This is a genomic window from Neisseria sp. 27098_8_158 (assembly GCF_041433145.1).
In the GTDB taxonomy this organism is placed as follows: Bacteria; Pseudomonadota; Gammaproteobacteria; order Burkholderiales; family Neisseriaceae; genus Neisseria; species Neisseria subflava_E.
The window spans coordinates 920,639-933,252 of record NZ_JAPWAZ010000001.1 but is presented as its reverse complement, the minus strand read 5'-3'; the positions used below and the strand labels follow the sequence as shown (position 1 = coordinate 933,252).

Annotated in this window: 16 protein-coding genes; 15 read left to right on the top strand and 1 reads right to left on the bottom strand. The window is 48.3% G+C overall.

The features are described 5' to 3' along the window. Window positions 1-20: 20 nt before the first annotated feature. Window positions 21-944, bottom strand: coding sequence for a pseudouridine synthase (locus O3681_RS04545; RefSeq protein ID WP_107723538.1), 924 nt, complete (start codon window positions 942-944; stop codon window positions 21-23). 239 nt (window positions 945-1,183) lie between these two features. Here O3681_RS04545 and O3681_RS04540 point away from each other — a divergent pair, with 239 nt between their 5' ends. From O3681_RS04540 to O3681_RS04470, 15 genes are all read left to right on the top strand, one after another. After that, window positions 1,184-1,837: a hypothetical protein gene (locus O3681_RS04540; RefSeq protein WP_107723537.1), complete on the top strand. Its 654-nt coding sequence runs from the start codon at window positions 1,184-1,186 to the stop codon at window positions 1,835-1,837. Further along, window positions 1,834-3,114, top strand: a complete 1,281-nt coding sequence (locus O3681_RS04535; RefSeq protein WP_107723536.1) for a lipase — start codon at window positions 1,834-1,836, stop codon at window positions 3,112-3,114. Before O3681_RS04540 ends, O3681_RS04535 begins: the two co-directional genes overlap by 4 nt. Window positions 3,115-3,256: 142 nt before the next feature. After that, on the top strand, window positions 3,257-4,552 hold the full coding sequence (gene hisS / locus O3681_RS04530; protein ID WP_107723535.1) for a histidine--tRNA ligase: 1,296 nt from the start codon (window positions 3,257-3,259) through the stop codon (window positions 4,550-4,552). Continuing rightward, window positions 4,553-5,182, top strand: coding sequence for a tetratricopeptide repeat protein (locus O3681_RS04525; protein ID WP_004519433.1), 630 nt, complete (start codon window positions 4,553-4,555; stop codon window positions 5,180-5,182). It abuts the gene before it with no gap. Window positions 5,183-5,323: 141 nt separating this feature from the next. Then, window positions 5,324-6,781 (top strand): ribosome biogenesis GTPase Der, encoded by a 1,458-nt coding sequence (gene der / locus O3681_RS04520; RefSeq protein ID WP_070765104.1) that lies wholly within the window; start codon window positions 5,324-5,326, stop codon window positions 6,779-6,781. 296 nt (window positions 6,782-7,077) lie between these two features. Then, window positions 7,078-7,374, top strand: coding sequence for an RNA chaperone Hfq (gene hfq, locus O3681_RS04515; RefSeq protein WP_036493792.1), 297 nt, complete (start codon window positions 7,078-7,080; stop codon window positions 7,372-7,374). Between the two features lie 78 nt (window positions 7,375-7,452). Then, a complete protein-coding gene (locus O3681_RS04510; RefSeq protein ID WP_107723534.1) occupies window positions 7,453-8,022 on the top strand; it encodes a class I SAM-dependent methyltransferase in 570 nt (189 codons plus the stop codon). A gap of 55 nt (window positions 8,023-8,077) precedes the next feature. Beyond that, window positions 8,078-8,452, top strand: a complete 375-nt coding sequence (locus O3681_RS04505) for a SirB2 family protein (RefSeq protein WP_003681989.1) — start codon at window positions 8,078-8,080, stop codon at window positions 8,450-8,452. 15 nt (window positions 8,453-8,467) lie between these two features. Continuing rightward, window positions 8,468-8,956, top strand: a complete 489-nt coding sequence (gene folK, locus O3681_RS04500) for a 2-amino-4-hydroxy-6-hydroxymethyldihydropteridine diphosphokinase (RefSeq protein ID WP_371459381.1) — start codon at window positions 8,468-8,470, stop codon at window positions 8,954-8,956. A 97-nt stretch (window positions 8,957-9,053) separates the two neighbouring features. After that, window positions 9,054-9,689, top strand: coding sequence for a deoxynucleoside kinase (locus O3681_RS04495; RefSeq protein ID WP_107723532.1), 636 nt, complete (start codon window positions 9,054-9,056; stop codon window positions 9,687-9,689). Window positions 9,690-9,726: 37 nt separating this feature from the next. After that, on the top strand, window positions 9,727-10,170 hold the full coding sequence (locus tag O3681_RS04490; protein ID WP_371459380.1) for a peroxiredoxin: 444 nt from the start codon (window positions 9,727-9,729) through the stop codon (window positions 10,168-10,170). A 75-nt stretch (window positions 10,171-10,245) separates the two neighbouring features. Continuing rightward, window positions 10,246-11,124: a site-specific tyrosine recombinase XerD gene (xerD, locus tag O3681_RS04485; protein ID WP_371459379.1), complete on the top strand. Its 879-nt coding sequence runs from the start codon at window positions 10,246-10,248 to the stop codon at window positions 11,122-11,124. A 227-nt stretch (window positions 11,125-11,351) separates the two neighbouring features. After that, window positions 11,352-11,552: a (2Fe-2S)-binding protein gene (locus O3681_RS04480; protein ID WP_003681978.1), complete on the top strand. Its 201-nt coding sequence runs from the start codon at window positions 11,352-11,354 to the stop codon at window positions 11,550-11,552. A gap of 131 nt (window positions 11,553-11,683) precedes the next feature. Further along, window positions 11,684-11,917, top strand: a complete 234-nt coding sequence (locus tag O3681_RS04475) for a glutaredoxin family protein (RefSeq protein ID WP_070461515.1) — start codon at window positions 11,684-11,686, stop codon at window positions 11,915-11,917. A 69-nt stretch (window positions 11,918-11,986) separates the two neighbouring features. After that, window positions 11,987-12,592, top strand: coding sequence for an SMC-Scp complex subunit ScpB (locus tag O3681_RS04470; RefSeq protein WP_107723530.1), 606 nt, complete (start codon window positions 11,987-11,989; stop codon window positions 12,590-12,592). Window positions 12,593-12,614: the final 22 nt, after the last annotated feature.

Here is a 12,614-nt window from a genome sequence, read left to right as displayed (position 1 = left end):
TTTTTATTGGATTGGATAACTTAAAGCGTAAAGCCGCTTTCAAATACGCGGATTTCTCTGCTGACAGGATCAGTAAACTCTATTCTTTTGGCCAAAAGTTTTAAAGGTTTGTCGTAGTCTTCCTCGCCGGCCGCCAATGGGGTAGGGTAAAGCGCATCGTTCATCAACGGCATGTTCAAACTCATCATATGCACGCGGAGCTGGTGTTTCTTTCCTGTATGCGGCGTGAGGCGGTAGAGGCTGAATGCGCCGCGGTTTTCGATAAGCTCGATGGTTGTGTGGGCGTTGGGTTCGCCTTCCGTTTCCCGCGTGAGAAAGAATTTTTCGCCGCGTTCCATTCGTGACGAAATATGCAGCGGATAGTCCAAATCCGTCCTCGTCGGCGCCACCGCTTCATAGGTTTTTCGGACGGTTTTTTCTTGGAACATGGTCTGATAATCGCGACGCGTGGCAGGGTTGAGCGAAAGCAGCATAACGCCTGCTGTATCTTTATCCAAGCGATGAATCGGCGTAATGTCTTCAACATTCAAATGCTGCAATTCAGGCCGCAAACGCAGGCGTGTGAGCAGGGTTTCCCGCAAAAACCTGCCGCTGGGGATGACGGGCAGAAAATGCGGTTTGTCCACCACAATCAAATGCTCATCAATATGTAAAATCTTTTCTTCAAACGGAATACGCGGCTCGCTCTCACGGCTGGTTTCACGGTAATAAAACATCGTCTTGCCGGGTTCGAACAAAGTATTCTCATCAAACGGTACGCCATCCGCGCCCACCACAAAACCACTGTTCAGCCGCCGCCGCCAGTTTTCTTCGCCGACAAAGGGAAAATGAGCGCATAAAAAATGCAGCAGCGGCAAGCCGTAAAACTGCTTTTCATGCGGCAAAACCAAGTAGCTGGGTTTGACACCGTCTAAAAGGGGTAGGGGATTGGTACGTTTTTTCATGCGGCGGATTGTACTCGGTTTTTAGGATTTTTTCAGATGGTGTTTCGGATTGAGAAAGTGCGGCAGATCGTCATTTATGTCTAATGTTTATATGGTCTATCGAACATAAGTGCTTGTACAATGTGGAAACTACCGTTTGTATGCCAGTAAATCCGCTTATACATCACTTCTGCTATAATTAAGGCCGTCTGAAACCTGTTTTTCAGACGACCTTTTGCCAGTCCAAGAAGGGGAAACCGATGAAACCGATGAACGCATTAATGACCGCTGCCGTATTTTCAGTCCTTAGCCTGAATGCCTGCGGCAGCTCGGAGAAAAGCATGAGTATTCAGGAACAAACCGAAGCAAGATTCCAGCTAAATCCCCATCCTAAACAGGCATACCGCCTTAAAATCAAAATTAACGATGCACCCGGACCGTTGAAGTTGATGGGGAGTATGAGTGTAGGTTATGGAGCAAGAAATTGCTCGTATATTATTAATCGCATTGAAGGAGTGGCTGCCAATCCGGAAAAAGATTTGGAAATTGAAGTTCGCCAGCTAGCGGAGTTTGAATACGAAGCCATTGTCTATACTGATGCAATGCAGGATGAAAATTACTTTAATGAAGGTGTCTGCCATTGGCAGATAGAGGGATTCGGCTTGGGTTTTAAAGCAACAGGAGAGCCATCAGAGACTAGATTTAGTTTTGGAAATATTTTCAATGATTTGATAGAGAAAAAAACATTAACCAAATATTATTGGAAATGGTCATATCCTTATTTTACACGGGAAGATGGTTCCATTTCTCCGGATTTTGTCAATTTCGGTATTACCTCTCCTGAACTGTATAGTGCCGAAGAACATAAAGAAATGTTTACCATAACTGTAACCCTTGAGGAAATTCAATCATGAGTAATATTACTAGACAGCAGCAGGCCGATCTTGCCGCAGATGCCTATAATACTCGTCCCGTTACAAAACCTAATGACAAACCTATTCTTATTGGAGGAAACTATTATAAAGTTCTAGCCGTCCGCAACAACCCTGTAACAGGTTATCAAGGAACAGTGTACCAAGATGTCCGAACCAATGAAATTGTCGTTGCCCACCGAGGAACGGCCAGCGTTACGGATGGTATCATCGACCTTGCGATGGTAACCAGTTGGGCAAATCTTCAGACTGCCGATGCGGAAAAGCTGACCCGTGAGGCGATAAAGTTAGCTAATGACATACATCGAAACGATCCTCGAATTCCCATCCCAAAAATCACCCACGTCGGACATTCCCTCGGCGGCGCACATGTCGAAATCCAAGCCCACCGTTTCGGGCATGAAGGCGCAACCTTCAACGGCTACGGCGCGGTCGGAATGCACGGCGTTCCCAAAGGCGGCAGCACGGTAACCAACTATGTAAAAGCTGCGGATACGGTTTCCGCCGCCTCCGCCCATTACGGCAAGGTCATCGTATTGGCTGGACAAGACGACATCGCGCTGTTGCAAAAATTCGGTTACAACAATCAAAGCAATACCAGAGCCTATAAAGCCGTCAGCGTAGCGGCCCGTTCTATTAAAGTTCATTCTTCCGACAACTTCGTGGGCAAAAACTCCATCCTCTCCGAACGCAATTTTAACCAGGCACTTCAACTCGCTGAATCGAATAAAAACATGATTCAGGATTATCGAGGCGATGTAGCGGTAAGTAAAGCAGCCATTTCGCTTGCCGCTTTCGGCGCTGCACCGCTGGCAGAAAAAGTCCGTATCCTCAGTAACCATCCGCATAGGCAAAAAGATGAACAAGCGGAAAAAATCCAAGAAATCATCAACAGTGTACCGCCGCCGAAATCCCTGTTCGACAACAGGATGTTTATGATGCAGAACGACGGCACACGTCCCGATGCAGGGAAGGAGGCCTATGCCGACGCAGGCAAACCCGACATCAGCAAACCCTTAGTCAAAAACGCTTCTGCCAACGAATTCCGCGAATACGGTTTTGCAGCCTTGCTGTCAGATGACGATAACAAAAGGTATGCCGCTTTGGATAGCATGCTGGATTCTAATGTCGGACGCGGTTTGCGGCAAAACGTAGACAAGGTTTATGCTACGCAGGAACGCGAGCAGGAAATGGCGCGCTTGGCGGAAGAGCAGGCGCGGCAGGTTGATGCGCCTGTGATGCGGATGGGCCGCGGTTAGTAGGTGGGATAAATAAAAGCGTTAATCGATCAAAGGCTGTCTGAAACTTTCAGACGGCCTTTTGATTTGTTCCCAAACTCACAAACCCTTAAAAATCAGCTATAATGCCCAACTATTTGATTTTCGCTCATCCCATATTGAAATGGCACAAAAAATTCAATCTGTAAAAGGTATGAACGACCTTTTACCTGTCGAACAAAAAGATTTCAAACTGACGGCTGCGTTTTGGCAGGCGTTTGAAGATGCGGTCGGCCGTTGGACACGCGCTTACGGCTATCAGCAAATCCGTACGCCGATTGTCGAGCAAACCGGTTTGTTTGTCCGCTCCATTGGCGAGGAAACCGATGTGGTCGGCAAGGAAATGTACACCTTCTCCGATTCAAACGATTCTTTGAGTTTGAGCCTGCGTCCTGAAGGTACGGCTTCTTGTTTGCGTGCGGTGGTCGAACACAACCTTCTGTACAACAGCCCGCAAAAGCTGTGGTATATGGGGCCAATGTTCCGCCGCGAGCGTCCTCAAAAAGGCCGTTATCGTCAGTTCCATCAGGTTGGTATCGAGGCTTTGGGTTTTGAAGGGCCGGATATTGATGCGGAAATCATCGCGATGTCTGCCGACTTGTGGGAAAAATTGGGTATTCGCGAATACCTGACTTTGGAAATCAACAGCTTGGGCAACCGTGAGGAACGCGCGGCACACCGTGCGGCATTAGTTGAATATCTGACCCGTTATGAAGATAAATTGGACGAAGACAGCAAACGCCGTCTGAAAACCAATCCTTTGCGCGTTTTGGATACGAAAAACCCTGATTTGCAGGAAATCTGCAACGCGGCGCCGCGTCTGGCGGATTATTTGGGCGAGGCTTCGCAAAACCACTATGCACGCTTCAAGGCGATGTTGGACGGTTTGGGTATTCAGTATATTGAAAATCCGCGCTTGGTCCGCGGTTTGGATTACTACAATCAGACGGTTTTTGAGTGGACGACCGACAAACTCGGCGCGCAGGCGACTGTGTGCGGCGGCGGCCGTTACGATGGTTTGATTGAAGAGCTTGGCGGCAAACCTGCGCCGTCTATCGGCTTTGCGATGGGTATTGAGCGCCTGCTGCTTTTGGTGAGCGAATACGGCTCATTGGAAGTGAACGCTGCGCCTGATGTCTATGCAATGCACCAAGGCGAAGGTGCGGACTTGCAGGTGATGAAATACGCACAAGCCTTACGCGCTCAAGGCTTCAATGTGATGCAGCATTCCGGCTATCAGAGCCTGAAAGCGCAAATGAAAAAAGCAGACAACAGTGGCGCACGCTTTGCTCTGATTGTGGCTCAGGATGAGCTGGCAAACGGTACGGTTACCCTGAAAGATATGCAGGGCAAACACGAACAACAAACCGTTGCCGCCGCTGATTTGACAGACACTTTACAACAATGGAAGAACGCATAAATGGCAGCCCATTTGGAAGAACAACAAGAGTTAGACAACTTTAAATATTTTTGGAAACGCACTGGCCGTTGGATCTTTGCCTTGCTGATTGTGGCGGCTTTGGGGTATTTGGGTTACACCATTTACCAAGGCCAAAAAGCTTCAAAAGATCAGGAAGCCGCCGCAGTATTGGCGCAAATGGTGGAAAAGGCGCAGCAAAAAACCGACCCTAAAGCCATCAACGCCGATTTGGCCGAATTGCAAAAAAACTATCCTGATTCTATTTCGACAGCCCAAGCTACGTTGATGGTGGCGGCAACCGAGTTTGATGCCGGCCGTTATGATGTGGCGGAAGGTCATTTGAATTGGGTACTGAAAAACCAAAACGCACCGCTGGTTCAAGCTTTGGCAGCTCAGCGTTTGGGCGTTGTCCTGTTGCAGCAGAAAAAGTACGATGCCGCCATCAATGCCCTGAATACTCAGGTTGAGGCTGATTTCGAGCCTTTGATGCTGGAAACTAAAGGCGATGTTTACGTTGCCCAAAATAAAACCAAAGAAGCCGTACAAAGTTACGAAGCTGCTTTGAGCAAAATGCCGCAAACCGCAGTAGGCCGCGAATTGCTGCAAATGAAAATCGACAGCTTGAAATAAGTTTGTTTGAAATCAAGGCCGTCTGAAGTTGCAATGACTTTTCAGACGGCCTACACTTATCCTTATCAACCGTGTTTTTAAAACACCTGCTTGTGTTCCGCTCCCGTTTTTAGGCGGCACTTGACACAGAAAGACTCAATCATGAAACCAACCATCGCGCTTGTCGGCCGCCCCAATGTCGGCAAATCTACTTTATTCAACCGTTTGACGCGTACCAAAGATGCGCTCGTGCATGACCTGCCCGGCCTGACGCGTGACCGACATTATGGTCATGGCAAAGTCGGCAGCAAACCTTATTTGGTCATCGATACCGGCGGTTTTGAGCCGGTTGTGGACAGCGGCATTTTGCACGAAATGGCAAAACAAACCTTGCAGGCTGTCGATGAAGCCGATGCAGTGGTGTTTTTGGTGGACGGCCGCACCGGTTTGACGCCGCAAGATAAAATTATTGCCGACCGTTTGCGCCAAAGCCCGCGTCCTATTTATTTGGCCGTGAATAAAGGCGAGGGCGGCAATAGGGCTGTACTTGCAGCCGAGTTCTACGAACTTGCTTTGGGCGACCCTTATGTTATTTCAGGTGCGCACGGCGATGGCGTGTATTATCTGATTGAAGATATTTTGGAAACCTTCCCTGAGCCTGAAAAGGAAGAGGAAGAAGCGAAACATCCTGTTTTTGCTGTAATCGGCCGTCCAAATGTCGGTAAATCGACCTTGGTAAATGCTATTCTCGGCGAGGAACGCGTGATTGCTTTCGATATGGCAGGTACGACGCGCGACAGTATTCATATCGATTTTGAACGTGAAGGCAAGCCGTTTACCATCATCGATACCGCAGGTGTGCGCCGTCGCGGCAAAGTGGATGAAGCAGTGGAAAAGTTCTCCGTTATCAAAGCCATGCAGGCGGTTGAAGCGGCAAACGTTGCTGTTTTGGTATTGGACGCGCAACAAGATATTGCCGATCAAGATGCGACGATTGCAGGTTTTGCTTTGGAAGCAGGCCGTGCTTTGGTGGTGGCGGTCAATAAATGGGACGGCATCAGCGAAGAGCGTCGCGAGCAAGTGAAACGCGATATCAACCGAAAACTGTATTTCCTTGATTTTGCTAAGTTTCACTTTATTTCTGCATTGAAAGAGCGCGGTATAGACGGTTTGTTTGAAAGCATTCAGGCTGCCTACAACGCGGCAATGATTAAGATGCCGACACCAAAAATCACGCGCGTATTGCAAAGCGCGATCGAGCGTCAACAGCCTCCGCGTGCTGGTTTGGTGCGTCCGAAAATGCGTTATGCCCACCAGGGCGGCATGAATCCGCCGGTAATTGTGGTACACGGCAATTCGCTGCACGCCATTTCTGACAGCTACACGCGCTATTTGACCCAAACGTTCCGCAAAGCCTTCAATCTGCAAGGTACGCCGCTCAGAATTCAATACAATGTTTCGGAAAACCCGTATGAAAATGCGGAAGACAAACCGAAGAAAAAACCGCTGCGCCGTGTCAGCCTGAGCAACCGTATTGAGAAACGCGAAGGCCGCAAGGAAGAGAAAAACCGCTTCAAGAAGAAAACCAAAGTCAGCGTGAAAAAACAATTCAGCAAATAAGCACAAAGGCCGTCTGAACAATTTCAGACGGCCTTTTTATAATAAAAAACAGCTCATTAGAGCTTCATGGCATATTTTCGATAAGATTTGCTGAATTTAAAAAACATCAAATTTGAATTTGGAATTGTTGTGAATATGGAAATGAAACAGTCGGTTTGATGGGAAGTTCCCTTATTGCTGGATTCCTAAACGGTGTGATAGAAAAAAATAGTTGGTAATTTATCCTATTCGGGGCTACAATCCCATCAAACGCTGATTTTGGCGTCTTTACAATCATAATAATGGAGCTCAAGAATATGACAGCTAAAGGACAAATGTTACAAGATCCTTTTTTGAATGCGTTGCGTAAAGAGCACGTTCCGGTTTCGATCTACTTGGTAAACGGCATCAAGCTGCAAGGTCAAGTGGAATCGTTCGACCAGTACGTTGTTCTGCTGCGTAATACTTCCGTCACTCAAATGGTTTACAAACACGCTATCTCAACAATCGTTCCTGCACGCGCAGTCAGCCTGCAACACGAAAACAAACAACCTCAAGCCGCTGCCGCAGCTGCTCCGGTTCAAGTTGAGACTGTGCAACAACCTGCCGAATAAATGATGTAACGCATTCCTGTTTTTCAATACCTTACCGCTTTTGCGGTAGGGTATTTTTATTTTCAGACGACCTTTATCATGATGCTTGAAAACATTCTTCCCTTTGCCCACTCCCTGTTAAGACAAGCCTTAAAAGCAGGCAGCCGCGCTTTGGATGCAACGGCCGGAAACGGGCATGATACTTTGCTGTTGGCGCAATTGGTTGGCGAAACGGGTAGGGTGTGGGCGTTTGATGTGCAATCTAAAGCACTGGCGCAGACTCAAGGCCGTCTGAAAGAAAACGGCGTAGATGGTCGGGTAGCCCTGATACATGACGGCCATGAAAACCTTTTATCTTATCTCGACGAGCCTTTAGATGCCGCGGTATTTAATTTCGGTTGGCTGCCGGGTGGCGATAAAAATTGTACAACTGAAGCGGTAAGCAGTATCCGTGCGTTGACGGATACTTTGGGTTTGCTGAAAGAGGGCGGGCTTGCCGTAGCGGTATTGTATCCGGGGCATGAAGCCGGCCGAATAGAGGCTGAAGCGATTGTGCAATGGGCGGAAACTTTGCCGCAGGAAGCCTTTGCCGTGTTACGTTATGGCTTTGTCAACCGCCGCAATGCGCCTCCCTATCTGCTGGCGATTGAAAAGTTGCGTCAGAAATAGATGTTTGCGGTAAAATAGCTGCTTTGTTTTTCAACCCTCAATATAAGAAACTGCCATGCAATATCTGTTTGTAAAATACAGCCATCAGATTTTCGTTGCCATTACCATCCTGTTGTTCAACATCCGTTTTTTCCTGCTCTGGCGTCATCCTGAGAAGCCGTTGGCTGGCATTTGGAAAGCCATGCCGCATTTGAACGACACCATGTTGCTGTTTACCGGCTTGTGGCTGATGAAGATTACCCATTTTTCGCCGTTCAATGCACCGTGGCTCGGTATGAAAATCCTGCTGTTGCTGGTTTATATTGTGTTGGGCATGATTATGATGCGTTCGCGTCCGCGTTCGCCGAAATTCTATATCGTCTACGTTTTGGCCATGTCGTGTGTTGCCACGATTGTTTTCCTTGCCAAAACCAAAACGCTGCCGTTTTAAAAGAGGCCGTCTGAAATGTATCCGCATTTTGCCGTTATCGCTTTGGGCAGCAATCTCGCCAATCCTGCCGAACAGGTTCGCGCCGCTTTGGCCGAATTGGCCGCGCATCCGCATATCCGGCTCGAAAAAACATCTTCCCTGTATCTGACTGCGCCGGTCGGCTATGATGATCAGCCCGATTTTGTGAACGCCGTTTGTACCGTGAAAACATCATTGGATGGCGTAGCGCTGTTGGCAGAGTTAAACCGCATCGAGGCCGAATTTGGGCGCGAACGTACCTTCCGTAATGCGCCGCGCACTTTGGATTTGGACATCATCGATTTTGACGGTATCCGCAGCGATAACCCGCATCTGACCTTGCCGCATCCGCGCGCGCATGAGCGCAGTTTCGTCATGTTGCCGTTGGCCGAAATCCTTCCGGATTTCGAGTTGGGCGAGCATGGCCGTGCGGCTGATTTGGCTCAGACTTTGGGCGGGAAGGGTATTCGCCTGTTGAAAGAATAAAGGCCGTCTGAAAAACGGACGAAAACAAGAAAGGGCGTGTTGGACACGCCTTTTTTGCTATAAAATATTGTTGGGAAACACATTACAAAGAGTTACTATGAACCCTCGTTATATTGTTGTCGAAGGCGCTATCGGTAGCGGCAAGACCGCTTTGAGCCGCCGCTTGGCAGAGCATTTCAGCGCGTTGCTGTTGTCGGAGAATCCGGATCACAATCCGTTTCTCATGAAGTTTTACAGCAATGTTTCCAATAATGGCTTGGCTGCCGAGCTTTTCTTCCTGACGCGCCGCGCTGAAAGCGTGAATATTATTGAAGACCAATGCGCGCAAGGCGGAATGGTTGTGGCTGACTTTTTATTGGAAAAAGACCGTATTTTTACGCCCATCGTTTTGAATGATGACGAGCAGCAGCTTTTTGCCGATATGAAGCAACGTATTTTGCCGCAATACGCGGAACCCGATGTGGTGATTTATCTGCAAACCGCCGTCGAAAACAACCGCAAACGTCTGCAAAAACGTCACGAAGGCATTATCAGCTTGTTTCCAGAAGGCTATTTGGGACGGGTGCATGACGAATACAGCCATTTCTTTCATTTGTATCAAAGCGCGCCTTTGCTGACCGTCAATGCCGATGAGTTGGATTTGGCCGGCAATGACGACCACTTCCAGCTTTTGTTGCGCGCATTGGAAGATTTTCAAGGTACGCGCAGTTATTTGAATTTAAGCGAAAAATAAACGTAGGCTAGGTTTAGGCCGTCTGAAAGGAATAATTATGTCAAAATATCAATTCACACTCCCATCTTCTTTCGGCAGCGATTTTAACTCTGCCGAACATTTGCCGTTGGTTGTCTATTTTTATCCTAAAGACAACACGCCCGGCTGTACCACCGAAGGCTTGGATTTCAATGCCCGATTGGAGCAATTCAAAGCATTGGGCTATACTGTTGTTGGTATTTCGCGCGACGGCGTGAAATCGCATCAGAATTTCTGCACTAAACAAGGCTTCCAGTTTGAATTGTTGAGCGATAAAGAAGAAACTGTTTGCAAACTGTTTGACGTGATCAAGCTGAAAAAGCTTTACGGCAAAGAATCCCTCGGCATTGAGCGCAGCACGTTTGTACTGGACGAAAACGGCGAAATCGCCCATGAGTGGCGCAAAGTCAAAGTGACCGGACACGCGCAGGAAGTTTTGGATACAATCTCTCAAGCCTATTAATAGGGCTTTGAAAACCTAAGGCCGTCTGAACGGATGTAAAGTCATGCCGTTCAGACGGCCTTTCAATACAGTTTGATGAGTATGGACGATTTAATAGACAAGCTGCTTGAATCCCTTTGGCTGCAAGACAGGCTCAGCCACAATACGCTGCAAAGTTACCGCCGTGATTTGGTCAAAGTTGCTGCGCGTTTGGCCGAGGGCGGGCAGGATTGGTTGAGCGCCGATGAATTTGCCCTGTCTGATGCCGTGTATGCGGAAGGGGAAAAAAGTACGTCCCAAGCACGGGCATTGTCAGCTTGCAAGCGCATGTACGGCTGGTTGGAAGAAACGGGTCAAAGAGCAGACAATCCCACCCGTTTTCTCAAGGCACCGAAATCGGAACGCAAACTGCCCACGCTGATTACCGAAGCCCAAATCGACGCGCTGCTGGCTGCGCCGGATGTGGAAACGACGCACGGACTGCGCGACAAAGCCTTGCTTGAAGTCATGTATGCAACAGGTTTGCGCGTAACCGAAGCCGTCAAATTGACGCTCAGCGATATCGATTTACATCGCGGCAGTATCCGTACCATAGGCAAGGGCGACAAATTGCGTCTGGTTCCGTTGGGACAGGAAGCGGCGTATTGGGTGGAGCGCTATTGCAATGAATCGCGTCCGTTGTTGCTGAAAAACAAAATTTGCGACGAAGTGTTTGTCAGCCAGAAACGCAGCGGCATCAGCCGTCAGCTTGCATGGATGATAGTCAAAGAATATGCCGAAGCGGCCGGTATTGCTTCGCTCAGTCCGCACGGTTTGCGCCATGCTTTTGCCACGCATTTGGTCAATCACGGCGTCGATTTGCGTTCGGTTCAGATGATGTTGGGACACTCCGACATCAATACCACGCAGATTTATACCCATGTTGCCAATATCCGTTTGAAAAACATGGTCGATGAACACCATTCCCGTTCATAAATAAAGGCGGCATCTCGAAGATGCCGCTTTTTGTTATTGAGGCCGTCTGAAAGGTTATCAAAATTTAAAATTATAAAATATCAATCATAATATAAAATTTCATAGAAAAATTTCAAAACAAAAGGACAGTGCCAATATTGCAATGCAAACCGTTTTTATTTATATTTACGTTCAAGAATAAATCCTACTCTCAATTACAGAGGGTAACAAAATTATTGGAGCACATCATGTTTGTCTGCATCTGCAACGCCATTACTGACCACGACATCAAAGAGACCATCGCCGCCGGTGCAACCACCATGAGCGATTTGCAGGCTCAATTGGGCGTGGCGACTTGTTGCGGTTGCTGCGGCGAATTGGCTGCATCGTTTTTGACAGCAAGCAGTGCCCAAAATACCGTGACTGCAGGTATTAACGTTCAGTCTTAATTTCAGAATACACACAAAGGCCGTCTGAAGGCGTTATCTCGCGCCTGTTCAGACGGCCTTTGTCATGCCTGTATGGTTTGGCGGCATTTTGCTATACAATGGCCGCTTTTGTCCCTCCGAGAGTAACCGCCATGAAACTGACCTTGATGTTTCGGGAATATTGCAGCCTGTGCCACAAAATGCGCGAACAATTAAAGCCTTATCAGGAGCAGTTTGGATTTGAACTGGATATTGTTGATGTCGATGCCGATCCGGTTTTAGAAGAAAAGTACAATGAGCTGGTGCCTGTTTTGCTGGATGGCGATACCGAAATCTGCCATTGGTTTTTGGACGAAGAAAAACTGAAAGCGCATTTGAGCGCGTAACAAACCGCTGACCATATTATCTTTCAGACGGCCTTTTGCTGTTTATGCCGTCTGAACATTGATTTTATTATGACTGAAAAACTTTCTCCCGATGCGCTGATTGAAGCGGCGCTGTTGACGCAAGTCGAACCCTTAAACGAAAAAGCCATGCGCGAATTGTGCGTGCCGCCGTTGTCGCAAGACAAGCTGATTGACGTGTTGGCGCAACTGAAGGCCCGTTGGCAGGGCAGGGCTTTGCAACTGGTGCATACCCATGAGGGCTGGCGTTTCCAAATCGCCCAAGCTGCCTTTGAACGACTGGGCAGCCTGCAAGAGCAGCGCGCGCCGCGTTATTCCCGCGCCGTGATGGAAACGTTGGCGATTATTGCCTATCAGCAACCGGTAACGCGTGGCGATATTGAAGGCATACGCGGCGTGGCGGTGTCGCAAAATGTGATGCAAACCTTGCAGGATAGGGGCTGGATTGAAGTCATCGGCCACCGTGATTCTGTCGGCCGTCCGGCATTGTGGGCGACAACGGCAACATTCTTAAGCGATTTGCGTTTGGAAAGTTTGGAAGAATTGCCGCCGCTGACTGAATTGGGCGAGCTGGTGTTACCTGATTTGATGGAAACGCCGCCGACAGGCGATGAGGAAGCTGAAGAAGTTGAATCAGGAAGCAGATTGATTAACTGATTTGAATGTAAAGGTCGTCTGA